Raw genomic sequence first — 24,092 nt, 5'->3', positions numbered from 1 at the left:
CAGGGCCTCGCGACCGCCGTCGTCTACGGGGTGCTCACCCTCGTCTCCAGCCTCCCCGGGATCGCCGTGCTCGCCCTGCCCGGCCTGCGCGCGATGGCCGCCCGCCTTCAGCCCTCGGCGGACGGCGCCGCCGCGTCGCCCAGTTCGCGGACGAACCGCAGCCCGGGACGGCCGTCGAGCTCGACCGTGCCGGCCGACACGAACCCCGTACGGGACAGCACCGTGCGCGAGCCCGCGTTGTCCAGCGTGGTGACCGCCCACAGCGTCGTCAGCCCGTACTCCCCGGCCGCCAGGGCGCACACCTCGTGAACCGCGGCCGTGGCGAGCCCCCGCCCGGCCGCACTCTCGGCGATCCGGTACCCGAGCTCCGCCGAACCCTCCGTCACGTCCACCACGTTGACCCGCCCCAGCACCTCGTCGCCCGCGCCGACCAGCACGTGGAAGTGGCAGGTCCCGGTCTCCTGCTCGGCGAGCAGCGCCTGGTGCCGCGCGTCGAAGTACGCGAAGTAGTCGTCCCCCCGGTCCGGTATCGACGCGGCGAAGTACGACCGGTTCGCCCGCTCGAACTCCAGGAGCGCGGCGGCGTGATCGGTACGGAGACGTTCCAGGCGAGGCATGCCTCGATGCTAGGGCCTGACATGGCGGCGGCGACGCGCGATCGGCCCCCGCGCAGTCCCGGGCCTCCGGCCGGGCCCGCTGCGACGCCGGCCGCCGGCCGTCCACGCGGGCGCGGGCACGGCTTTCCCGCTGTTCGTCGTCCTCGGGCGAGCTCTCGCGCGCCCCGAGGACCCCTGGTCCGGCGGCCGTGGCGCGCGCCTGGCCGCCGCTGAGCCGCCCCGGGCCCGCCGTCCTTGGCGAACCCGGCGACGACGGCGTGGATCTCGTCGATCCGAAGCGGTCGCGGCGTGGCGGAGGGGACGCGGCCCTCGACGGTGCGGACCCCGACCGTGCCGTGCCGCCGGGCTGGACGACGGGGTGCGAGGCGCGGCAGGTGTGCTGTGCCACGGCTGCGCGGAGGTGGTGCCGCCCGCGTCGATGACCCGCCGTCAGCGTGAGCCGCGCGTGCCGAGCGGCCCGATCGCGGGCGTCCCCGTGCGGTCACCGGCCCGTCGGGTGCGCCCACCCCGGTCGCGGGGTGTCGAGGCTCCGGGTCGGGCGTCACCGCTGCCGGGCCCCGGCTGCCGCCGGCCCGCCGGCGGACGTCAGGAGGCCGGCGAGGCGGCCGCGTCGGGGCGGGCGTGGCGGCCGGGGCGGGAGGTCTCGACGCCGAGGGCGTCCTTGTCGGAGACGAAGAGCGCGGCGACCGCGGAGATCAGGGCCAGGCCCGTGCAGAGCACGAAGCCGGCGTGGTAGGCGCCCAGGTTGGACGTGGTGGTGCCGCCCGCTGTCACGGTCGTCGTCCCGACCGCCGTCAGGAGCGTGGCGATCAGCGCCGTGCCGAAGGCACCGCCCAGTTGCCGCTGCATGTTGAACACGGTCGCGGCCCGCCCCGTCGAGGGCGCGGGAATCGTGGCGAAGGCGGCGTTCTGCGCCGACATCATCACGTGCCCGATGCAGTAGCCGAGGACGAAGAGCACCCCGCGCAGCACCCAGGGCGAGGTGGCCGTCGTGAACCCGGTCATCACCGCCACGCAGACGCCCATGCCGGCCGAACCGCCCACCATCAGCCAGCGCGGCCCGATCCGCCGGTACAGGCGCGGGGCGATCTGCGCGGCGGCCATCACGCCCACCGCCTCCGGCCAGGTGGCCAGACCGCTCTCGAAGGCGCTGAAGCCCAGCGCCTCCTGAAGGAACATCGGATAGAGCCACACCGTGCCGAGGAAGACCGCGCTGAGCGGGAACATCACGACCGTGTTGGCCCGGAAGAGCCGGTCCCGGAAGAGCTCCAGGTCGAGCATCGGCATCGAAATCCGCCGCTCCACCAGCACCATCGCGCCGAGCGCCGCGATGCCCGCGACCAGCGGCACGAGGATGCCCGCGGTGCCCCAGCCGTCCTTGGCGCCGTTGGTCAGCGCGTACAGCGCGAGTGCCAGCCCACCGCCGGCCAGGAGGAAGCCGATGAGGTCGAAGCGCCCGGGCCGCTCCAGGCGGTAGTCCGGGAGGAAGAGCAGACCGAAGACGACGGCCGCGGTGCCCACCGGCAGGTTGACCAGGAAGACCCAGTGCCAGGACACCGCGTCGCACAGCCAGCCGCCCAGCACGGGGCCCACGGCCGGGGCGATGGCGGTCGGCACCATCAGCGCGCGCTGCGCCTTGATCCGTTCCGCGGGCGGGTACGCCCGGAACAGCATCGTCTGGCCGACCGGGACGAGCAGCCCGCCGCCGGCGCCCTGCAGGATCCGGTAGAGGGTGAGCTGTTCGAGGCTGGTGGACATCGCGCACAGCGCCGACGCCCCGGTGAAGGCGACCAGCGCGGCGAGGAACACCCGGCGGGTGCCGTACCGGTCGGCCAGCCAGCCCGCGACCGGGATGAAGACCGCCAGGCTCACCAGGTAGCCGATGTTGACGCCGCCCAGCCCGGAGGCCGGCACGCCGAAGTCCTCGCCGATGGCCGGTACGGCTACGTTGACGATCGTGGTGTCCATGATCGCCATGAACAGCGCGGCGACGAACACCACGGCGACCGCGATGGTCGGCGGAATCCTGCGTGCCAAAAGGAAGCTCCTCGCTCGGGGCGCCTCCTGCGCGCGGCGGACCGCGTCCGGACGACACCGGCCACGGCTCCAGATAAGCCCGGACTCCGGCGTGGCGCACGCCGGAGTCACCCGGGTGCGTGTATCCGCCGGTCACGGGGGCCGTCAGCGGCCCGTCCAGCGGGGCGGTCGCCGGTCCAGGAACGCCGCGACGCCCTCGCGCCGGTCCTCGGAGGACAGCACCGTGCGGGTCGCCTCCTCGGTGGCACGCCAGCCGAGCGCGTCGGAGCCGGAGAGCCAGGCGTCCATCGCCACCAGGCTCGCCTGGACGGCGACCGGGGCGTTCTCGCAGACGCGCGCGGCGAGTTCGAGCGCACCCGCCAGGGCCTCACCCTCCTCGGTGACCCGGTTGACCAGCCCCGCGGCGTGCGCCCGCGCGGCGTCGATCGGGTCGCCGGTCAGCACCAGCTCCCTGGCCAGGTTGACGGGCAGGGCGCGCGGGCCGCGGAACAGCCCCGCGCACGTGGGCACCAGGCCCAGCCGGACCTCCGGCAGCCCGAACCGGGCGGTCGACGCGGCCACCACGAGGTCGCAGGCGAGGACGAGTTCCATCCCGCCGCCCAGCGCGGCGCCCTCCACGGCGGCCACCAGCGGCTTGCGCCGGTGACGGCGGATCAGCCCGTACTCGCCGCCGCGCTCGGTGACGTAGTCGCCGATGGCGTTCAGGTCACTGCCAGCGCTGAACACCCCGCCGGAGCCGGTGAGCACCCCGGCCCACAGCTCCGGGTCGTCCTCCAGGGTGTTGAACGCCGCGTCGAGCGCCTCGGCCAGCCGCCGGTCGACGGCGTTGCGCTTGTGCGCACGGCACATCCGGATCACCAGCACCCGGCCGTGCCGCTCCGTGCGCACCGGCGGCTCCCCGCTCGGCTCGGGCTGGGCCATGGCGGGCACCTCCGGTCGGTGGTCGCCCGGGGCGTCCCGGGGTCAGCCGACGATATCCCCACGGCCGCGGTCGCCGGTGGACCGGGGCGGCCGCGCACGGCACGATGGCCGGGGACGGTACGAGGAGGGCGCCTTGGAGGCGACGCAGGACGGATCCACCGGTGGGACGCATCGCTGGGTCGAGCTGGCCGAGGTCGACAACATCCGCGACCTGGGCGGTCTGCCCGTACAGGGCGGGGGCACGACCCGGCGCGGCGTCGTGTTCCGGGCCAGCACCCTCCAGGAGGCCTCGGCGGACGACGTCGAACTCCTCCTCGGCCGCTACGGGCTGCGTACCGTCCTCGACCTGCGCGGCCCGGAGGAGGCCGCCCGCGAAGGGCATGGCCTGCTGGCGGACACGGCCGTACGCAGGATGAGCCTGCCGGTCAGCCGGGTGCGGGCGCTGGTCGCCGACGCGGTCCCGGTGACGACCGCGGACGACGGCGACGCGATCGGCTTCTACCTCGGACTACTGGACGGCAGCGGCGAGTCGCTGGTCGCGGCGGCCCGCGTCGTCGCCGACGCCGACCGGCACGCCGTCGTCTTCCACTGCGCCATCGGCAAGGACCGCACCGGCGTCCTCGCGGCCCTCCTGCTCGACGCGGTCGGCGTGCCCGCCCCGGCGATCGCCGCCGACTACGCGCTCACCGCCCAGCGCGTCGCCCGAATCCGCGAGCGCCTGACCCGCTTCCCCTCCTACCGCGACCTCCCCGCCGTGGAGCACGCCTTCATGGCCTCGGAACCGCGCGTCATGCGCCGCTTCCTGGCCACCCTCCACACCGCCCACGGCGGGGCGGGCCCCTGGCTGCGCGACCGCGGCCTGACGGCGGCCGAACTCACCCGGCTGAGGGAGGTCCTGGTCACCCCGCCCCCGCCGTGACCGCCGCCGTTCGTGCTGTGGTGCGCCCCGGTGGCGGGGTGCCGAGCGCAGTCGTCACCTCGGGCACGGCCTATGCCCGGGGCGTGCCGTCCCAGCGCCACGACGTGGGACGAGGGTGTCCGGGCAGGTCGGCGCGTCCGGTGGCCCACAAAAGCGTGGACCAGGAATCCGTGGACGACGGCGCGTGCGGGAACAGCCTGGCGAGCACCCGGGAGCACAGACCGGCAGGCGGGCTCCATACGAGATCGAGCCCATGTGCCAGGTCGTGCGTGTGCACCAGCGTCTCCACGATCCCCATCGCGGCGAATCCCTCGGGGTCCGAGACACCGAATACGTGGTGAGCGCGGGTCCGCGGAGACGTCGTGCGCACCATGGCGACCAGCAGCGCCCCGCTCGCTTCCAGGACCTGCAGCAGACCGGCCGGCCCCGCCGCGCGGTTCGCGTGAATGGCGTTCGCCGGGCCGCCGGGCCGCCGACTCTCCCATACGAAGGGCACCTCGCCGTCCAAGGGCGGTGTCCTGGGGCCCAGTTGTGCCGCGTAGGCGAAGAGGTCGTCGCTGAGGTGTTCGACGGTTTCCCAGCAGTCCCATTCCAGCGAACCCGCCTTGCCCTCCCAAGCGGCCGGGGGCGCCTCCCGGAGGACTGCCACCGCCATCTGCACGGCGAGATCGAGGTCATCCGCGGTCACGGGTGACCGGGAGAGGCCGGCATCGGCTGATCGGGACATGGCAGGAGCGTACCGTCACCGAAAGGCCCCCTCCCGTGGGTCACCGGCCCCGCGACCTGCGCGGCCGCCGTGGGCGAGGGGCACGGGGAGAGGAACACGAACAGGTGGCGATCTCGACGTGGCGAAATCGCCGGATCCTGCCCCGCGGGACCGGCCCGACGACGGATGGCGTGAGGGAGCACCGCGCCCTCGGCCGGTCCGGGGAGTCCGCGCCCCCCGGGCCGGGGCGGGGTCAGGCGGTCGGCCAGAGCGTGACGTGGACGGCGGGGCGGGAGCGGGAGGGGGAGATGCCGGTGCCGGGGGCGCCCATCAGGCGGGTTGCCGCGGCGGTGCGGAGGAAGTGGAGGAAGACGTCGGTCGCGGGGGAGCGGAAGCCCGGCGGCAGGACGGTGGCGTACCAGGTGGCGTCCGCGGGCGTGCCCGGGGTGTCGAGCAGACGCAGTTCGTCGCGGCGCAGGCGCGGGGTGACCAGATGGGCGACCGCGGGCGCCACGCCCGCGCCCTCCGCGGCGGCGTCCCAGGCCGCGGTCAGGTGCGGGAAGACCCGGACGCGGGCCTCGGGCACCCGCAGCTGGCGCAGCAGGCGTCCCGCGTCGGCGCCGGGGTCGGTGCCGGAGGCGTCGACCAGCCACGTCCACCGGGACGGCGGTCCCGCGGGGCGAGGGGCCCGGGGCCCGGCCACCGCGACCAGCACGGCGCGGAAGACGGGCTCGCCGACCAGGTCCCCGCCGCGCACCGCCCCCAGATCGGGGCCGAGCGCCACGTCGGCGAGGCGGTGCTCCACCAGCGCGCGCATCGCGTTCGTCGTGGCGACGCCGAAGGAGGTGTCGATGCGCCGGCCCGTCCGTTCGGCGAAGGCCTCCGTCAGCGACGGCAGCACGAATTCCGCGAGCGTGCCCGCGGCCACCACGCGCAATTCGTCGGGCCCGCCCTGCGCCGCCCGCACCGCGGCCTCCGCGTCCGCGCTCAGCGCGACCATGCGCGAGGCGACGGGGAGCAGCCGCGCTCCCGCCGGGGTCAGCCGCATGCCGCCGCCCGGCGCGCGGCGGATCAAGGGGTCGCCGAAGTGCGCGCGCAGCGCACCCAGCGCCTGCGACACGGCGGACTCGCTCACGTTCAGCGTCCGCGCGGCGGCGGTGACCGAACCGAGCCGGGCCACCAGCACGAAGGTGCTGAGCTGCGTCACGGTCACCCCTTGATTTTCCCGCCTTCGCCCCGATAAGTGAAGACTTATCGGCCCATTGCACCGGCGCCGCGGCGAGGCGCAGCATCACGCCACAGGGGGAGCCCGGCCCCAGGAGGGCGGTATGCAGGTCCCGGCCACGTTCCAGTACGCGCGGGCGACCGGCGTCGACCACGCCATCGAGCTCCTCACCCGGTACGGGCCCGAGGCGCGCCTCATCGCGGGCGGGCACAGCCTGCTGCCGATGATGAAACTGCGGCTGGCCCAGCCGGAGGCGCTGATCGACATCAACGGCCTCGACGAGCTGACCCGCATCCGCGTCGACGGCGCCGAGCTCGCCGTCGGTGCCATGGTCCGGCACGCCGGCCTGCTGGCCTCGGCCGTGGTCGGCGAGCACTTCCCCGTCCTCCGCGACGCGGAACGCATGATCGCCGACCCGCTGGTGCGCAACCGCGGCACGGTCGGCGGCTCGCTCTGCCAGGCCGATCCGTCCGAGGACCTGTCCGCCGCGTTCTGCGCGCTGCGCGCGACCCTCGTCGCCCAGGGACCGGACGGCCGGCGGGCGGTGCCGGTGCGGGAGTTCTTCCTCGGGCCGTACGAGACCGCGCTCGGCGAGGCGGAACTGCTGCTCGAGGTCCGGGTGCCGATCCGCTCGCACGCCAGCGCCTACCGCAAGGTGGAGCGCCGCGCCGGGGACTGGGCGGTCGCCGCCGCGGCCGCCGTGCTGGAGCTCTCCGGTGGTGCGGTCGCCGAGGCGGGCATCGGGCTGACCGCCGTCGGCGCGCCCCGGTTCGTCGCCGAGGAGGCCGAACGGTACCTGTGCGGCGGACCGCCGGACGAGGAACGGTTCGCCGAGGCGGGCCGCATCGCCGGTGAGGAGTGCCGGCCCTCCGCCGACCAGCGCGGCCCCGTCGACTACAAGCGGCACCTCGCCGCCGAGCTCACCGTGCGGGCCCTGCGCGCCGCGGCCGCCCGCGCCCAGGGGCAGGAGGCCTGACATGCAGATCACGGTCACCGTGAACGGCGAGCGGTACACCCGGGACGTCGAACCCCGCCTGCTGCTGGTGCACTTCCTCCGCGACGACCTGGGCCTCACCGGCACGCACTGGGGCTGCGACACCTCCAACTGCGGTGTCTGCGCGGTGTGGCTGGACGGCGCGCCCGTCAAGTCCTGCACGGTGCTCGCGGTGATGGCCGACGGCCACGAGGTGCGGACCGTCGAGGGCCTCGCCGACGGCGCGGAACTCGACCCCGTGCAGCAGGGGTTCGTCGCCTGTCACGGACTGCAGTGCGGCTTCTGCACCCCCGGCATGATGATGACCGCCCGCTGGCTGCTCGACCACGACCCCGACCCCTCCGAGGAGGACATCCGCGAGGCCGTCTCCGGCCAGCTGTGCCGCTGCACCGGCTACGAGAACATCGTGCGCTCCATCCGCTGGGCCGCCGAGCACGGCGGCGCCGCGCGGCCCGCCGAGGAGGACGCCGGCCGCGAGGAGGTGCGGACATGACCACCACCGGGGAACGGCCGGTCGGCTTCGGGCGGATGCCCCGCAAGGAGGACGCCCGTTTCGTCCGCGGCCACGGCACCTACGTCGACGACGTCCATCTGCCCGGCATGCTCCACGGCGCCGTCCTGCGCAGCCCGCTGGCGCACGCGCGGATCGTGTCCATCGACACCTCCGCCGCCGAGGCGCACCCCAAGGTGAAGGCCGTCATCACCGGGGAGACGCTGGCCGGGCTCGGGCTGGCCTGGATGCCGACGCTCTCCTACGACACCCAGGCGGTGCTCGCCACCGACAAGGTCCGCTTCCAGGGCCAGGAGGTCGCCTTCGTCGTCGCCCAGGACCGCTACGCGGCCCGCGACGCCCTCGAGCTGATCGACGTGGACTACGAGCCGCTCGACCCCGTCGTCGACGCCCGCCGCGCCCTCGACCCCGGCGCGCCGGTCATCCGCGACGACAAGGAGGGCCAGACCGGCAACCACATCTTCGACTGGGAGGCAGGCGACCGGACCGCCACCGACGAGGTGTTCGCCCGCGCCGACGTCGTCGTCGGACAGGACATGCTCTACCCCCGGGTGCACCCCGCGCCGCTGGAGACCTGCGGCACGGTCGCCGACATGGACGCCGTCACCGGCAAGCTCACCGTGTGGTCCACCACTCAGGCCCCGCACGCGCACCGCACCCTCTACGCGATGGTGGCCGGGATCCCCGAGCACAAGATCCGCATCATCTCCCCCGACATCGGCGGCGGCTTCGGCAACAAGGTCGGCATCTACCCCGGGTACGTGTGCGCGGTGGTCGGCTCCATCGTCACCGGAAAGCCGGTCAAGTGGGTGGAGGACCGCTCGGAGAACCTGATGAGCACCTCCTTCGCCCGCGACTACCACATGCACGGGGAGTTGGCGGCGACGGCGGACGGGCGGATCCTGGCCCTCCGCGTGAAGGTCGTCGCCGACCACGGCGCCTTCAACGCCACCGCCCAGCCCACCCACTTCCCCGCCGGCTTTTTCGGCGTCTTCACCGGCTCGTACGACATCGAGGCCGCGCACTGCGAGGTCACCGGCGTCTACACCAACAAGGCACCGGGCGGCGTCGCCTACGCCTGCTCCTTCCGCGTCACCGAGGCCGTCTACCTCGTGGAGCGCATGGTCGACGTGCTCGCCGCCGAACTCGGCACCGACCCGGCGGAACTGCGGATGCGCAACCTGCTGCGGCCGGAGCAGTTCCCGTACCGGAACAAGACCGGCTGGGAGTACGACTCCGGCGACTACCCGCGGGCCCTGCGGCTCGCCATGGACCTCGCGCACTACGAGGACCTGCGCCGCGAGCAGGCCGAGCGGCGCGAGCGCGGTGAACTCATGGGCATCGGCGTCAGCTTCTTCACCGAGGCCGTCGGCGCGGGCCCGCGCAGGCACATGGACATCATGGGCCTGGGCATGGCCGACGGCGCGGAACTGCGCGTCCACCCCACCGGCAAGGCCGTTCTGCGGATCTCCGTGCAGACCCAGGGGCAGGGCCACGAGACGACGTTCGCGCAGATCGTCGCCGAGGAACTGGGCATCCCGCCCGAGGACATCGACGTCGTGCACGGCGACACCGACCAGACGCCCTTCGGCCTGGGCACCTACGGCTCCCGCTCCACCCCGGTGTCGGGCGCGGCCGCCGCGCTGGTGGCCCGCAAGGTCCGCGAACGGGCCCGGCTGGTGGCCTCGGCGATGCTCGAGGTCAGCCCGGACGACCTGGAATGGGAGAAGGGCCGCTGGTTCGTCACCGGCGACCCCGACCAGGGCCGCACGATGGCCGAGATCGCGCTCGCCGCCCACTCCAGCCTCGAACTGCCCGAGGGCGTGGAGGGCCACCTCGACGCGAGCTGCGTCTACAACCCGCCCAACCTCACCTTCCCCTTCGGGGCCTACATCTGCGTCGCCGACGTCGACGCCGGCACCGGGCAGGTGAAGGTGCGCCGCTTCGTCGCCGTGGACGACTGCGGCACCCGCATCAACCCCATGATCGTCGAGGGGCAGGTGCACGGCGGGCTCGCCGACGGGCTCGGCATGGCGCTCATGCAGGTGATCGCCTTCGACGAGGACGGCAACTGCCTCGGCGGGTCCTTCATGGACTACCTGCTGCCCACCGCCGTCGAATGCCCCTCCTGGGAGCTCGGTGAGACCGTCACCCCCTCCCCGCACCACCCGATCGGCGCCAAGGGCGTCGGCGAGTCCGCCACCGTCGGCTCGCCCGCCGCCGTCGTCAACGCCGTCGTCGACGCCCTGCGGCCGCTCGGGGTACGCCACGTCGACATGCCCCTGACCCCGGCGGCGGTCTGGCGGGCCGCACGGGGGCAGCCGTTCCGCAGCGACCTGGCGATCACCTGAGGCCACCCGATGACGAGCACCGAACTGCTGAACCGCCTGGACGAACTCCGGCACGGCCGCACCCCGTTCGTCCTCGCCACCGTCGTCCGCGCGCAGCGCCCCACGAGCGCCAGGCCCGGCGACAGCGCGCTGGTGCTGCCCGACGGCACGGTGGAGGGCTTCGTCGGCGGTGTCTGCGCCGAGTCGACCGTCCAACTGCATGGACTGCGCCTGCTGGAGACCGGGGAATCGGTGCTGCTGCGGATCACCCCCGGCGGCGCGGCCGCGGCGGAGTCCGCGCCCGAGGACGAGGGCCTGGTCACCGTCGCCAACCCCTGCCGGTCCGGCGGGACCCTCGACATCTTCTTCGAAGCCCATCTGCCGCCCCTGCTGGTGCACGTCCAGGGCCACGCGCCCATCGCCCGCGCCCTGCTCGACCTCGGCCGGGCCCTCGGCTACGACGCCCGGCCCGCCGGACCGGGCACGCCACTGCCGGACGACCTCGACGCCGTCCTGATCGCCTCGCACGGCCGTGACGAGGAGGCCCCGCTGGCCGCGGCGGTGCGCGCCGGGGTGCCCTACGTCGGGCTCGTCGCCAGCCCCCGGCGCGGTGCCGCCGTCCTGGCCGGGCTCGAGCTGACGCGGGAGGAGCGGGCCCGCGTCCACACCCCGGCGGGGCTCGACATCGGCGCCCGCACCCCGGCGGAGATCGCCGTGTCGGTGTACGCCGAGGTCATCGCGGTACGGCGGTGCGCGGCGGCCCGTCCCGCCCGCCCCACCGGGCCGGACACGGCGGCGCCGGGGCGGCCCGCCGCGGAGGCCGTCGACCCGGTGTGCGGCATGACGGTCGCCGTCACCTCCGGCACCGCCGCACTGACCGGCGCGGCCGGCGGCCCCGTCTATTTCTGCGGCCCCGGCTGCCGGCACGCCTACACCGACGACCCCGACCGCTACGCGCATGCCTCCTGACCCCGGCACCCTCGTCCCCGACGTCCCCGCCCTGCGCGCCCGGCTCGACGCCGCCGACTACCTCGCCGACGACGCGCTCGCCACGGCCCTGCTGCTGGCCGTCCGCATGCGCCAGCCGATCCTGCTGGAGGGCGAACCGGGCGTCGGCAAGACCGAGGCGGCCCGCGCCCTCGCCACCGTCCTCGACACCCCGCTGATCCGGCTCCAGTGCTACGAGGGGCTGTCCGCCGCGGAAGCGCTGTACGAGTGGAACTACCCGCGCCAGCTGCTCGCGATCCGGCTGGCCGAATCGCGCGGCGAACCGCTGCGGGACGCCGACCTGTTCACCGAGGACTTCCTGATGCCGCGGCCCCTGCTGGCCGCGATCACCCACCCCGGGCCGCGGCCGGCCGTCCTGCTGATCGACGAGGTGGACCGCGCCGACGACGAGTTCGAGGCCTTCCTGCTGGAGCTGCTCGCCGACGCCGCCGTCACCGTCCCCGAACTCGGCACGCGCACCGCCGAGGTGCCGCCCGTCGCCGTGCTGACCTCCAACCGGACCCGCGACCTGCACGACGCGCTGAAGCGGCGCTGCCTCTACCACTGGATCGAGTACCCGGACACGGAGCGCGTCGCCGCCGTCATCCGGCGCCGTGTCCCCGGGGCGGGGGAGTGGCTGGCCTCCCGGGTCGCCGCCGCCGTGGACCGGCTGCGGGCCGACGGCCGGCTCACCAAACCGCCCGGCATCGCCGAGGCCGTCGACTGGGCCGCCGCGCTGCGCGCGCTGGGCCTCACCACCTTCGACGCGGACGCGGCCGACCGCACCCTCGGCGCGGTCCTCAAGTACGCCGAGGACCTCGCGGCGGTCCGTGCCGAGGGCCTTGCACGCCTGGTGGACAGCGATGCGTGAGCCCGGGGCCGCGCCGTCGAGTAATGCGAGGGTCGAGATTCCCGCGGCTCCGGGGCTGGCGGAGGTGGCCGCCGCCCTGAGCGCGGCCCTGCGGGAGGCGGGGGTCCCGGTGGGGCCGGACAGGGCCGGACGGTTCGCGCGGGCGGTGACCGTGCTGGCGCCGGCGACGGCACCCGAGCTGCGGAACTGCGCGCTGGCCACGCTGGTGGCGGACCCGGAGCAGATCGCGGTGCTGGACGCCGTGTTCCGGGCGGTGTTCGGCGGTGGGGCCCTCGGTCACCCGGTCGTGCGGGGGCAGCGTGGCGACCCGCCGAGGACCGGTGCCGGGCCGGCACGTGCCGCCCCTCGAGATGCTGCCACGCGGCCCGCCGAGGACGCGGAGGCGCGGGCCCGCGACGTCGCGGCACCGACCACCGCCAGCCCCGCCGACCGGCTCGCCACCCGGGACTTCGCGGCGCTGACCGAAGCCGAACTCGTCCTGCTGGCACAGGCGATGCGCGCGATCGTGCTCAACACCCCGCTCCGCCAGTCGCGCAGGCGCCGGCCCGCCCGCCACGGCGGGCGCGTCGACCTGCGCCGTACGCTCGCCGCCGGGCGCCGCACGGGAGGGTATCCCCTGCGGCTGCGCCGCTTCGTGCCGCGGACCCGGCGCCGCGACCTGGTCGTGCTCTGCGACATCTCGGGGTCGATGGAACCGTACGCCCGGGCGATGCTGCAGTTGCTCTACTGCGCGTCACGCGGTGCGCGGGCCGAGGTCTTCACTTTCGCCACCCGGCTCACCCGCCTGACCCCCGTGCTGCGGCGGCCCGGTCTGCCCTCCGACGCGCTGGCGCGCGCCGGGCGTACGGCGCCGGACTGGTCGGGGGGCACACGGATCGCCGCGTGCCTGGGGGAGTTCAACGAGCGGTACGGACGTCGTGGCATGGCCCGCGGCGCCGTGGTGGTGATCGTCTCGGACGGCTGGGACACCGGCGACCCCGCGCTCCTCGCCCGGCACATGGCCGCGCTCGCCCGGGTGGCCTTCCGCGTCGTGTGGGTCAACCCCCGCACCGCCAGCCTCCGTTACCGCCCGCTCGTGGGCGGCATGGCGGCGGCGCTGCCGTACTGCGACACCGTGGTCAGTGGCCATGACCTGGCCGCGCTCGACGACTTGGCCGCCGCGCTGTCGGCGCCGGGCCGGGACGCACCTGCGCGGGTGGCCCGGCGGGGAGGACGGGCGCCGGTCTAGGAGCCGAGCGCCTTGGCCTCCTTCACGGGGTCGAGGCCGACCGCCGGGCGGTCGGGGCGCTGGGGTGCGGTGCCGCCGATGGAGCGCAGCCATTGCCAGGTGTCGGCGACGGTCTCGGTGACGGGGCGGCAGCGCAGGCCGGTGGCCAGGGCGCGGGAGACGTCGCCGGTGTGGAGGGTGTCGTAGAGCTCGCCCGGCGGGAGCCAGACGGGCAGTTCGGTCCAGGGTTCGATGCCGGCGGCCAGTACGGTCCCGGGGTCGGTCCAGCGCAGTTCGGCGTCGGATCCGGTCACCCGGACGCAGGCGTCGAGGAGTTCGCCGGTGGTGGTGTGGCCGGGCGGGCTGACGAGGTTGTAGGCGCCGCCGAGGCCGGATCGCGCGGCGTCCAGGGCCCATGCGGCGAGGTCGCGGGCGTCGATGTACTGCAGGGGCAGGTCGCGGGGGCCGGGGGCGAGGACGGGGCCGCCGCGGGCGATGCGGGTGAGCCACCAGGGGAGGCGGCCGATGTTCTCGTAGGGGCCGAGGATGAGGCCGGCGCGCACCAGCAGGGCGTGGTTGCCGAAGGACTCGGCCGCGGCGAGTTCGCCGCCGCGTTTGGCGCGGGCGTAGTCGACGTCGGCTCCGTCGCCGGGGGACGCGTCGACCACGGGGCCGTCCTCGTCGAGGCCGGCGGCCGCGGGGTAGGTGTACACGGAGCGGCTGGAGACGTAGGCGTAGGTGCGGGCGCGGCCGGCCAGGAGGCGGGCGGTCTCGCGTACGGCGGCGGGTGCGCCGGACCAGGTGTCGACGACGGCGTCCCACTCGCCGTGTTCGAGGGCGGTGAGGCCGTCCTCGGTGCCGCGTTCCCCGAGCAGTTCGGTGGCGCCGGCAGGTGCCCGGTGCCGGCCGCGGTGGAACACCGTGACGTCCCAGCCCCGTTCGAGCGCGTCCTCGACGACGGCGCGTCCCACGAACTCCGTACCACCCAGCGTCAGCAGTCTCATACCGGCCACTGTGCCCCGGCGCGGGGCCGGGCGACAGCGATCACGCTGTGGGCGCAATCGCTCTTCGAGGGCGGTGGGCACGGGGTCGACGGCGGTGTCGAAGGAACCGCCGGCCGTCCGGTGCGGGTGGCCGCGGACGGCGGACAGCGCGGGGAAGGCGGCCGGGCCGGGCGTCGCGGAGCGGTGCTCCTCGGTCCGGGCGCGCCGGTCGGCCTCGCGCTGTTCGCACGGCATGGCCAGGTGGAGGCGGACGGTGTCGTCGGGTTCGAGGCCGGCCCGCTGCAGGATGCCGTTGGCCGCCTCGACGGCGCGGAACTCGTGTTCGCGGCGGGTGATCCGGTACGAGGCCATGGCGGCGGCGACTTCGTCGGGCTGCTCGTCGCCGTCCACCACGGTCTGACGGCCGTCGCCTGCGCCGTCCGCTTCCGCGGCGCGCTGCGTGCCGGACCGCGCGAGGCCCTGCTGCCGGTGGTGGGTCCCGGGCCCGTCCGGCGCGGGGCCGCCGGGCGCCGGCTGCCGGCCGGGCCGCTCGTACGCCACGATGAGCGATCACATCGAACTCGGCCTGGCGACGGCTGGTTGATGCTCGCGATGCCCGGCGGGACCGCCCCGGCCGGTCTGGTGATGGCTCGCCTGCGCCGGGTACCTGCGAGGCTCTTCCCACTGCACCACCGGCCGCGGTACGGACGCGGACGCCCTGTCCCTGCCGGTGGACCGGACGATTGTCCGGACGCACCGCCTTGACGTACCGCCCTGCCGTCTTCGTCCCCTGTCCCCGTTTCCGGAGCGCACGCCATGTCCCAACCCCACGCCGACCTCGTCCTCACCGGTGGCCCGGTGCACACCGTCGACCCCGTCCTCGGCCGGGCCACCTCGGTCGCCGTGCGCGGCGGCCGGATCGCCGCCGTCGGCCACGACGAGGTCCGCGAGCTGATCGGGCCCGGTACCGAGGTCGTCGACCTGGCCGGGAAGATGCTGCTGCCCGGCTTCCAGGACGCCCACGTCCACCCGCTCGGCGCGGGGATCGAGCTGGGCCAGTGCCATCTGGCGGAGGCCCGGGAGGCGGGGGAGTACCTGCGGCTGGTGGGTGCGTACGCCGACGCGCATCCCGGCGCCGAGTGGATCACCGGTGGCGGCTGGTCACTGGACGCCTTCCCCGGCGGCACCCCCACCGCCGCGCTCCTGGACGGGGTCGTCCGCGACCGCCCGGTGTTCCTGCCCAACCGCGACCACCACGGGGCGTGGGTCAACTCCCGTGCCCTGGAACTGGCCGGGATCAGCCGGGACACCCCCGACCCCGCGGACGGCCGCATCGAGCGCGACGCCGGCGGCAACCCCACCGGCATGCTCCAGGAGGGCGCCCTCCACCTGGTCGGCCGGCTCCTGCCGCCCGTCACGGCCGCCGAGCGGACCGCCGCGCTGCTGCGCGCCCAGGGCGTGCTGCACTCCCTGGGCGTCACGGCCTGGCAGGACGCCATCGTCGGGGACTACGCGAACATGACCGACCCGGTGTCCGCCTACCACGCCCTGATCGCCGACGGGCGGCTCACCGCCCGCGTCGTCGGCGCGTTGTGGTGGGACCGGTCCCGCGGCGCCGAGCAGATCCCCGAACTCCTCGAGCGGCGCGACGCGGTGAGCCGGGGCCGCTTCCGCGCCGGCAGCGTCAAGATCATGCAGGACGGCATCGCGGAGAACGGGACCGCCGCCCTGCTCGGCCCTTACCTCACCGCCTGCGGCTGCGCCTCCGCCAACAGCGGCATCAGCTTCGTGGATCCGGCGGCGCTGGCCGAGCACGTCACCGAACTGGACGCGCTCGGCTTCCAGGTGCACTTCCACGCCCTCGGCGACCGCGCCGTCCGCGAGGCTCTGGACGCGGTGGCGGCCGCCCGCTCGGCGAACGGCTTCCGCGACACCCGGCACCACCTCGCCCATCTGCAGGTCGTCCACCCCGACGACGTCGCCCGTTTCCGCGCGCTGGGCGCCACCGCGAACATCCAGGCGCTGTGGGCCGCCCACGAGCCGCAGATGGACGAGCTCACGCTGCCCTTTCTCGGCCCCGAACGGGCCGCCCGGCAGTACCCCTTCGGGGATCTGCTCCGCTGCGGCGCCACGCTCGCGGCCGGCAGCGACTGGCCGGTCAGCAGCCCCGACCCGTTCCAGGCCCTGCACGTCGCGGTCAACCGCCGCACCCCGGACGCCCCGGCCGGCACTCCCGTCTTCCTGCCGGAGCAGTGCATCGACCTGGCCGCGGCCATCGCCGCGTACACCGCGGGGAGCGCGTACGCGAACCACCTCGACGACACCGGCACGGTCACCCCGGGCAAGCTCGCCGACCTCGTCGTCCTCGACCGCGATCCCTTCGCCGGGCCGCCCGCCGAGATCGCGGCCACCCGGGTGCTGCAGACCTTCGTGGGCGGCGAGCGGGTCTACGCGGCGCCGGACGCGTAGCGGCCCGCGGGCCGTCAGTCCTGTTCGTGGGCGTCGGGGCGGACGGCGATGTGGTCGGGTTCGAGTTCGAGCATGACGCGGTTGCGGATGTCGAGGGCGTGGGTGAAGTCGCGGGGGAGCTGGAGGCGGCCGGAGCGGTCGACGGTGGCGTATTCGCTGGCGTGGACGGTGGTGCGGCCCTCGTCGTCGACGCTGGTGCGGCGGACGACCTCGGAGGCGGTGCGGCCGTCGCGGATGGCGACGGTGCGGTCGACCGCGGTGGCCACCGCCTGGTCGTGGGTGACGACGACGATGGTGGTGCCGAGTTCCTTGTTCGCGGTGCGGAAGGAGTTGAAGACCTGTTCGCCGGTGGCCGAGTCGAGCTGGCCGGTGGGCTCGTCGGCCAGGACCAGTGAGGGGTGGTTGGCCAGGGCGACGGCGATGGCGGTGCGCTGCTGCTCGCCGCCGGACATCTGCTGGGGGCGGCGGTCGGCGCAGTAGCCGACGCCCATCATGTCGAGGAGTTCGGTGGCGCGGTCGGTGCGCGCCTTACGGCCCTTGACGCGGCCGGCCAGGCGCATGGGCAGGACGACGTTCTGCAGGGCGGTGAGGTAGGGCAGGAGGTTGCGTGAGGTCTGCTGCCAGACGAAGCCGACGACTTCGCGCTGGTAGCGCAGGCGTGCGGCGGAGTCGAGGGCGAGGAGGTCGAAGCCGGCGACGGAGGCGGCGCCCGCCGTGGGGGTGTCGAGGCCGGCGAGGATGTTGAGCAGGGTGGATTTGCCGCTGCCGGAGGCGCCGACCAGGGCCATCAGTTCGCCCTGCTGCACCAGCAGGTCCAGTCCTTGCAGGGCCTGGACTTCCACGCCCTGGGCGGTGAAGATCCTCACCAGGCGGTCGCAGGCGATCAGGGCGTCGTGCCCGTAGGCGGGCTGTTCCCGGTTCTCGGTGACGCGTCGTTCCAGCTCGGCCAGTGTGACGCGGTCGCGTTCGGCGGTCCCGGACGTGTCCTGAGTCATGATCGTTCCCCCATCCGGAGTTCGGTTCCTTCTCCCCGTCGTCCTGTCAGCCAGGCCTGGACGGCCAGCACCACGCAGGCCAGCAGCACCAGTCCCGCGGCGGGTACCAGCAGGGACGGCGCGTCGGTGCGCAGCACCGCCCCGGACAGGTCGGTTGCGGGCGTGCGGACGGTGAAGGCCAGTGCCGCCAGGTCCACGCCGGGGCGTACCAGTGGCACGGTGGCCACGCTGACCAGGACACCGCCCAGGGCGCCGAGCAGGACCTGCGGCAGCATCTCGAGTACCGCCAGCCACTGCCGTCCACGGCCCGTCATGCCCATGGTGCGCAGCCGCGCCAGCAGGGCCTTGCGTTGTGGTGCGTTGTGCAGCAGCGACAGCAGCAGGGCCAGCACGCTGTAGCCGGCGCCCGCCGCGACCGCCGCCAGGTACACCCGCCGCGCGCCGCTCTGGAGCGCGGACGTGGTGCCGTAGGAGGCGCGTTGCTCGGTCCGCAGTGTGACCTGCGCCTTGGGTGCGGCCTTGGCCACCACCGCGCGCAGCGCCTTCGCGTCGATGCCGGTGCCCATCGCGTAGAGCGTCGACGGCCCGTGCGCCGGTTCCTTCGTTCCGGGTGCGACCTTGGCCAGGGCGGCCCGCGACACGATGAGGAACTCGTGGTTGGGGGCGGCCGGGGTGGCGTCCTGCGTGCCCACGATCCGCACCATGACCCGCCCGACCGAGGACCTGACGCTCTCGGGGTCGCCGGCGCCGTTGCCGAACGTCCGCGCGACCGCCGGGGAGGCGATGGCGGGGATGGGCTCCTTCGTGCCTGAATCGAGCTTGCTGGCGGGGAAGTCGGAGCCCAGGCCGGTGGCGGCGACGAGGCGGGCGTACGGCTTCGGGTCGACGACCAGCAGGTCGAACCGGGTGCGGGAGTTCATGATCTGCTGCCCGGGCTCGACCCGCACGCCGGTGATCTCGCGGACGCCCGCGATCTTCCGGATCTGTGCGGGCAACGTCTGCGGGAGGGCTCCGAAGTCCTGCACGCGTGCGTCGGCGCCGACCGCGGTGAGCGCGGCGTGGTCGCGTCCGGACGCGACGCCTGCGAGCACCGATCCGCCGAAGGAGGTGATGGTGAGCGCCACGAGTACGGCCAGCAGGGGCAGGGCCGTGGTGGAGGGGGCGCGTCCGGCGCGGGCCAGGCCCAGGTGCAGCACCGCCCCGTTCAGCCGGGCGAAGGGCCGTGCCAGCAGCCGTACCGGCCAGGGATACAGCCGGAGCAGCACCAGCGCGGCGACGATGGCGAGCAGCACCGGTGCCGCGGCGGTCAGCACGTCCACGCCGCCGTCGGCCGTGCCGCGTTGCCGCAGCGCCACCACGGCGCCGGCGACGACGACCACCACCGCCAGTTCGGTCACCGTGCGGCGGCGCGACGGGCGTGCCGCGACGATGTCCTCACGCTGTCCGGGGCGGGGCCTGCGGGCCATCGCCGCGGCCCGCAGTGGCAGGCTCAGCGTGGCCAGCACGGCCACCGCGACAGCCGCCCACACCGCGAACCAGGCGCGTTCGGCCGGCAGCAAGACCAGCGCCAGGGCCAGTCCCGCCGCCGCGGACGGCACCGCCACCACCGCGCTCTCAGCCAGCAGCCGCCTGGTGAGCGCGCCCAGACTGATGCCGCGGGCCCGCAGCAAGGTGAACTCGGCCCTGCGCCGGGTCGCCGACAGCCCCGCCGCCATCAGCAGCACCACGGCACCGACAGTGCCCACACCCACGGCGGCGACCAGCACCAGCGGCTGCGCGGCCGTACGTTCGGCGGTGAACGGCCCGAGGAGTCCGGCGAGTCCCTCCTCCTCGACGTGGAGACCACGCTGCCGGGTCTGCAGCTGTGCCGCGGCCGGTCCCGCCGTCAGCGCTGACAGCCGGTCACGCAGCGCCGGGACGTCCTGCGCGCTGAGCGCGTCCACGTCGGCGGGGTGGTGCCAGTAGACCTGCGCGCCGTCCTGCAGTGCGAGCAGGGCCTTGGTGGCGTTCTGGTCGATGAGCGCGGTGAAGTGCCAGTAGCGGACGGGGTCGGCACCCGGGCTGGGCAGCGAGCGCAGGCTGGGCCTGCGCAGGTCGGGCTCCGCGTTCCACCATGCGGCGCCCGCCGACCGGGGTGTGACGATCCCGGTGACCCGGACGGTCATGACGGATCCGACGGCGTCCTGGAGGTGGAAGGCCGAACCGGCGCGCAGTTTCATGGCCTTGGCGGTGCGGTCGGTGATCACCGCTTCGACGCTGCGGGCGTCGGCGCCGGGCCGGGGCAGACGCCCCTCCAGGAGCCGGGTGTTCGCCGCGAGGTCGGGCTGGGCCACCAGGGTGCTCTTCGGGGGGAGCGGGTCCACGGCGGGGAACCGGGTCAGTCCGGGGTCGGTGGCGACCGTTTCCACGGAACGCACGCCGTGCACGCTCCGGTCCGCGTCCAGCGCCAGCGGCGGCTTCACGAGACGCTGGAACTGCGCCTCCGTGGCCTTCAGCGACCGCGGGGTGAGCAGTGCCTCGGGGCCGAAGGGCACGGACAGCCGGGAGACCTGGAGCGACATGGTGACGCTGCGGTTCGGAATCGAGGCGTGTGACACGGTGTCGCGCAGGGCGGTGTCCTCGTAGCCCTCGACGGCCCGCGGCAGGGCGGCCGCCAGGAACGCGGTGACGAACACCAGCGCGGCCAGGGCCAGCGTCCCGCCGGGGGCGGCGCGCAGCCGGGCGCGGATCCAGGAGACGTCACCGTTGCGCGGGGAACGGGGCTCGGCCACGTCATTCACCTCCTTGGCGCCGCAGCGCCTGGGCCGGGTCGGCGGACCGCCACGCCGTGAGCATGACGCCGAGCAGGGGCAGCACGGTGACGGCGATCAGCAGCACGGCCAGCGGGCCGGACGGCAGCTCCACCCGGACCTCGGGGACCGGGGTCTGGGCGCGTGCGGTCAGGACGATCAGGGGGACGACCTGCCGGGTCAGCAGTCCGCCGAGTACGGCGCCCACCCCCACCGCGACCAGGACCAGCAGGCCCTGTTCGGCGGCGATGACCCGGGCGAGCCGGCGGCGGGGGGTGCCCAGGGCCCGCAGCATCGCGAACTCCTGGGAGCGTTCGCGCAGCGCGCCGGCGGCCGCGACGATGTAGCCGACCGCGGCCAGCACCGCGGCGGTCACGACGGCGGCGGGCAGCGCGGACACCGGCCCGGCGCCGAGCGGATCGCGTTGCAGCTCGGTGCGCTGCTCGTCGCGGACGAGGAGCGAGGTGATGTCGCCGCGGGCCCGCAGCGCGGAGGCGACGCGGGCGGTCGCGCCGGGCTCGGCCGCCAGCCACCATTCGCCGGGTGCCAGGGAGCCCTGGTCGGTCCCGTTCAGCAGCGTGTTGACGGAGCGCAGGTCCAGCAGCAGTGCGCCGCCGTCGGTGCCGTCGGTCTTGGGCGCGGCGGTGGGCAGGGCGCGGACGGACGCGGTGACGCGGACCGGCACGGTCACGCCGGCCAGCTGGATCCGCACCGGGTCGCCCACCTTCGCGCCGACCGCCCGCAGGAAGGAGTCGGTGGCGACGCCCGTCAGCGCGGCCGGGGCCTTCGGTCCCGAGCTCACGATCACGGTCGCCTGGTCGAAGCCGCTCGGCACGTACCCCTCGAGGAGCATCCCCCCGGTGTCGTACTCGATGGTGAGCGGAGTCCCCGCGCCGGAGCGCGGGCGGTCCGCCCGGGTCGAGACGAGGCCGCGGTCGGGGTCCTCGGTGAAGTCCCGGTTGCCCATGAGGGCGTGGGCCTGCCACGAGGAGCCGGCCGGTACGGGTACGGCGTGCGTGGAGCCGTCGGCGGCCACCGCCTGCAGGGCGGTGACGGACAGGCTGTGGTGTTCGGACGACCGGGGCACGGAGAAGCCGGCCTTGATCCCGGTGAGGTGCAGCGGTCCGGCCGGGCCGGCGCCGGGGGCCCGGCCGGCCTCGGCGTCGAAGTCCGCCTCCAGGACGTGTGGTTTGCCGTCGGCGGGGACCTCGCCCAGGGCGAGGGTGTAGGGGATGCCGTAGCGGTCGGTGAAGGTCGCCGAGAGCCGGTCGCCGATCTCGCTCGTCCTCCCGCGGCCGCGGGAGTCGATGGCCCGCAGGCGGACGGTCAGGCGGAGCCGTGCCGCATCGTCCGGCAGCGTGAACCCGGCGCCCCGCGAGGCGGCTTCCTGCGCGGGCCGCAGGGAGCGCAGCATGTCCGGGAACGGGCGATCGGCGAGGTCGTCGCGCAGCCCGGTCACCCGGGAGGCCGTGGTGGTGTCCATCGCCAGCACGGTCGCCTCGCGGCCCCGGGGCAGCGGCACCATGCTGCGGTTCACCGGGGTCACCGCGGCGATCCCGGGGACATGGTCGTAGACGCCGCCCTGTCCGAAGGGCTGAGTGGAGGTACCGGCGACGCGGACGTCCGCGCCCGCCGTGAAGTCGGCCTGGTCGCGCTGGGACCGCTCCCAGCTCGCGTTCTCGCCGATCGCGAACATGCTGATCGACACGGCGAGGACCAGCAGCAGGGCGGGGCCGGCGCCGCGGCCGCTCCGCCGCGCCAGCTGCCAGCCGGCCAGTGCGGTCGGCAGTCCGCGGGACCCGGCCGCCAGCCGCTCGCCGAGGCGGGCGGCCAGCGGGAGCAGACGCAGCGCGAGCACGGCTCCGGCGAGCAGGCAGATCGCGGGGGCCACGATGAGCACCGGATCGAGTCCGAGTTTCCCCGCGGTGTCGGTGGACAGCGCGCCGGACCCGCCCTCGCGTCGGGACAGCTGCCAGTAGCCCAGGCCGGCCACGAGCAGCAGGGCGAGGTCGGTGCCCGCCTGCACGGCGCCGGGCAGCGCGCCCCTGCGGGTCCGTGCCGCCTGCTCGCCCGCGTAGGTGCCGGTGCGGCGCAGTGCCGGCGAGGCCACCGCGACGGCGCAGGCGAGCGCGGCGAGCACGCCGGCCCACCAGGCCGTGGAGGCGGGTACGTGCAGGTGCACGTCCGCGCGTGCCAGGGCGCCGTGCCCGGCCAGGAGCCGCACCAGCGGCCCGGTCAGGAGCGGTGCCAGCACGGCGGCGGGCAGCGCCAGCAGCAGTGCCTCGGTGGCGGCCAGGCCCGCGATGCGGGTCCGGGAACCGCCGCGGGCCCGCAGCTGGGCGGTCTCCTCGGAGCGTTCGCCGGCGAGCAGGCCGGCCACCAGCATCAGCGCCAGACCCGCCAGGACGATCAGCTGCAGGGCGCTGATGAGCAGCGTCGAGCGGCTCACCAGCAGGGTGCGGCTCAGGTCGTCCGCCAGCGCGGGCAGTTCACTGCTCGCCGTCGTCTCCCCATTGAGCACCGTGTCGTCCAGGCGGTCCACCGTGCGGCGGACGTCCTGGCCGACACGGTCGAGCCGGGCGGTGGTCATGGCCGAGAAGTCCGCCCCCGCGGTCCACTGGACCTCGGCGGCCGGGACCGCGCCCGCGGTGAACGCCCGCGGGTCCACGAGCATCGGGCCGTAGGTGGTGAACGACAGCGTCCGCACGCCGCGCCCGGCCAGCGGGTCGAGCCGCCAGTACAGGGCGGCCGGGTCCGTGGGCCGGTACAGACCGGTCAGCCGCACGCGCAGCGACGGCCCGCCGCGCCGGTCGGCGAGGGTGATCACGTCCCCCGGCTTGACGCCGAGGGCCTGTGCGGCCGGCTCGGGCAGCGCGACGGGCACCGGGCCCGCGGCCTGCGGCACGCCCGGGAAGGCCCCGCCGACCATGGTCACCCGGGAACGGTCGAACGTGGCGAGCAACGTGAGGTCCGGGTTGTCAGAACCCGGCGCGTCCGCCGGGCGCAGGCTCCGCGGCAGCCCGTAGGCGCCCGAGCGGGTGCTGGAGGAGATCCGCACCGGCAGCCCGCCGTAGGCCCGGGTGAGGGACGTGCGCACCTGGGAGTCCAGCCGCCCGGTGTCCTGGTCCGTCACCTCGGACGTCACGTCGATCTGTGTCCTGGCGGCCGACGGCCCCTGCAGCGCGCGCCGCAGCCCGGCGTCCCCGACCGCGTCGCTGAACGCGGCCAACGCCGCCACGGCGCACGTGGTCAGGACGACCGACAGCAGTGCGGCAGCGAGCAGCAGCCGGTGCGCGCGCAGGCGCAGCAAGACGAAACCCGGCACCATGCCCCCCGTTCTCGATGCCCGTAACAGTGTGTTGCGAGTGGTCGTCCAGGTCACCGCGGAGCGGTGAGGAGGGGCACAGCTTACGCCCAGGTCATGACGTGATCGCACAGGTGTCCCCACGTTCACCCGTGGGTGGGAGGAACGCAGACCTAATCTCCTGTGATCATCGTATCTGCGGATCCGTCCTCGGTGCCACCGTGTGA

General features: G+C 75.0%; 17 protein-coding genes. 8 read left to right on the top strand and 9 right to left on the bottom strand.

Annotation, left to right across the window (positions count from 1 at the left end; translation table 11 throughout):
• Window positions 1-107: 107 nt before the first annotated feature.
• The 3 genes from ACFW3D_RS06320 to ACFW3D_RS06310 form a co-directional block, all read right to left on the bottom strand.
• A complete protein-coding gene (locus tag ACFW3D_RS06320) occupies window positions 108-617 on the bottom strand; it encodes a GNAT family N-acetyltransferase (protein WP_500501980.1) in 510 nt (169 codons plus the stop codon).
• A 585-nt stretch (window positions 618-1,202) separates the two neighbouring features.
• Window positions 1,203-2,654, bottom strand: a complete 1,452-nt coding sequence (locus ACFW3D_RS06315; protein WP_500501977.1) for an MDR family MFS transporter — start codon at window positions 2,652-2,654, stop codon at window positions 1,203-1,205.
• 144 nt (window positions 2,655-2,798) lie between these two features.
• On the bottom strand, window positions 2,799-3,575 hold the full coding sequence (locus ACFW3D_RS06310) for an enoyl-CoA hydratase-related protein (protein ID WP_500501975.1): 777 nt from the start codon (window positions 3,573-3,575) through the stop codon (window positions 2,799-2,801).
• 133 nt (window positions 3,576-3,708) lie between these two features.
• Between ACFW3D_RS06310 and ACFW3D_RS06305 the strand changes: the two genes are divergently transcribed.
• Complete coding sequence (locus tag ACFW3D_RS06305; protein ID WP_500501972.1) at window positions 3,709-4,494, top strand: tyrosine-protein phosphatase; 786 nt, start codon at window positions 3,709-3,711, stop codon at window positions 4,492-4,494.
• Window positions 4,495-4,564: 70 nt separating this feature from the next.
• On the opposite strand, the gene ACFW3D_RS06300 is transcribed toward ACFW3D_RS06305, so the two are convergent.
• Both ACFW3D_RS06300 and ACFW3D_RS06295 read right to left on the bottom strand, forming a co-directional pair.
• Window positions 4,565-5,221: a hypothetical protein gene (locus ACFW3D_RS06300; protein WP_500501969.1), complete on the bottom strand. Its 657-nt coding sequence runs from the start codon at window positions 5,219-5,221 to the stop codon at window positions 4,565-4,567.
• Window positions 5,222-5,453: 232 nt separating this feature from the next.
• The gene (locus ACFW3D_RS06295) at window positions 5,454-6,413 is read right to left on the bottom strand and encodes a LysR family transcriptional regulator (protein ID WP_500501966.1); all 960 of its coding nucleotides are present in this window, start codon (window positions 6,411-6,413) and stop codon (window positions 5,454-5,456) included.
• Window positions 6,414-6,528: 115 nt separating this feature from the next.
• Here ACFW3D_RS06295 and ACFW3D_RS06290 point away from each other — a divergent pair, with 115 nt between their 5' ends.
• The 6 genes from ACFW3D_RS06290 to ACFW3D_RS06265 are packed head-to-tail and all read left to right on the top strand — an operon-like array spanning window position 6,529 to window position 13,346.
• Window positions 6,529-7,401, top strand: a complete 873-nt coding sequence (locus tag ACFW3D_RS06290) for an FAD binding domain-containing protein (protein ID WP_500501963.1) — start codon at window positions 6,529-6,531, stop codon at window positions 7,399-7,401.
• A gap of 1 nt (window position 7,402) precedes the next feature.
• Window positions 7,403-7,912, top strand: a complete 510-nt coding sequence (locus ACFW3D_RS06285; RefSeq protein ID WP_378362140.1) for a (2Fe-2S)-binding protein — start codon at window positions 7,403-7,405, stop codon at window positions 7,910-7,912.
• Entirely contained in the window at window positions 7,909-10,281 is a 2,373-nt protein-coding gene (locus ACFW3D_RS06280; RefSeq protein ID WP_500501959.1) for an aerobic carbon-monoxide dehydrogenase large subunit, read from the top strand. The genes ACFW3D_RS06285 and ACFW3D_RS06280 overlap by 4 nt, the downstream gene beginning before the upstream one ends.
• Window positions 10,282-10,290: 9 nt before the next feature.
• Entirely contained in the window at window positions 10,291-11,229 is a 939-nt protein-coding gene (locus tag ACFW3D_RS06275) for an XdhC family protein (RefSeq protein WP_500501956.1), read from the top strand.
• A complete protein-coding gene (locus ACFW3D_RS06270; protein WP_500501952.1) occupies window positions 11,219-12,118 on the top strand; it encodes an AAA family ATPase in 900 nt (299 codons plus the stop codon). Before ACFW3D_RS06275 ends, ACFW3D_RS06270 begins: the two co-directional genes overlap by 11 nt.
• Complete coding sequence (locus ACFW3D_RS06265) at window positions 12,111-13,346, top strand: vWA domain-containing protein (protein WP_500501949.1); 1,236 nt, start codon at window positions 12,111-12,113, stop codon at window positions 13,344-13,346. Before ACFW3D_RS06270 ends, ACFW3D_RS06265 begins: the two co-directional genes overlap by 8 nt.
• Here the strand turns inward: ACFW3D_RS06265 and ACFW3D_RS06260 are convergent.
• Entirely contained in the window at window positions 13,343-14,329 is a 987-nt protein-coding gene (locus ACFW3D_RS06260; RefSeq protein ID WP_500502163.1) for an NAD-dependent epimerase/dehydratase family protein, read from the bottom strand. The two genes, ACFW3D_RS06265 and ACFW3D_RS06260, sit on opposite strands and share 4 nt — an antisense overlap.
• A gap of 795 nt (window positions 14,330-15,124) precedes the next feature.
• On the opposite strand from ACFW3D_RS06260, the gene ACFW3D_RS06255 reads away from it, so the two are divergent.
• A complete protein-coding gene (locus ACFW3D_RS06255; protein WP_500501946.1) occupies window positions 15,125-16,777 on the top strand; it encodes an amidohydrolase in 1,653 nt (550 codons plus the stop codon).
• Window positions 16,778-16,791: 14 nt separating this feature from the next.
• Here ACFW3D_RS06255 and ACFW3D_RS06250 read toward each other — a convergent pair whose 3' ends face one another.
• The 3 genes from ACFW3D_RS06250 to ACFW3D_RS06240 are packed head-to-tail and all read right to left on the bottom strand — an operon-like array spanning window position 16,792 to window position 23,889.
• Complete coding sequence (locus ACFW3D_RS06250; RefSeq protein WP_500501944.1) at window positions 16,792-17,772, bottom strand: ATP-binding cassette domain-containing protein; 981 nt, start codon at window positions 17,770-17,772, stop codon at window positions 16,792-16,794.
• Window positions 17,769-20,543, bottom strand: a complete 2,775-nt coding sequence (locus ACFW3D_RS06245) for a hypothetical protein (protein ID WP_500501942.1) — start codon at window positions 20,541-20,543, stop codon at window positions 17,769-17,771. The genes ACFW3D_RS06250 and ACFW3D_RS06245 overlap by 4 nt, the downstream gene beginning before the upstream one ends.
• A gap of 1 nt (window position 20,544) precedes the next feature.
• A complete protein-coding gene (locus tag ACFW3D_RS06240; protein WP_500501938.1) occupies window positions 20,545-23,889 on the bottom strand; it encodes an FtsX-like permease family protein in 3,345 nt (1,114 codons plus the stop codon).
• Between the last annotated feature and the right edge of the window lie 203 nt (window positions 23,890-24,092).

This window comes from Streptomyces sp. NPDC058864, from assembly GCF_042742985.1.
Lineage (GTDB): Bacteria > Actinomycetota > Actinomycetes > Streptomycetales > Streptomycetaceae > Actinacidiphila.
This window is presented reverse-complemented; position numbering and strand designations above follow the sequence as displayed.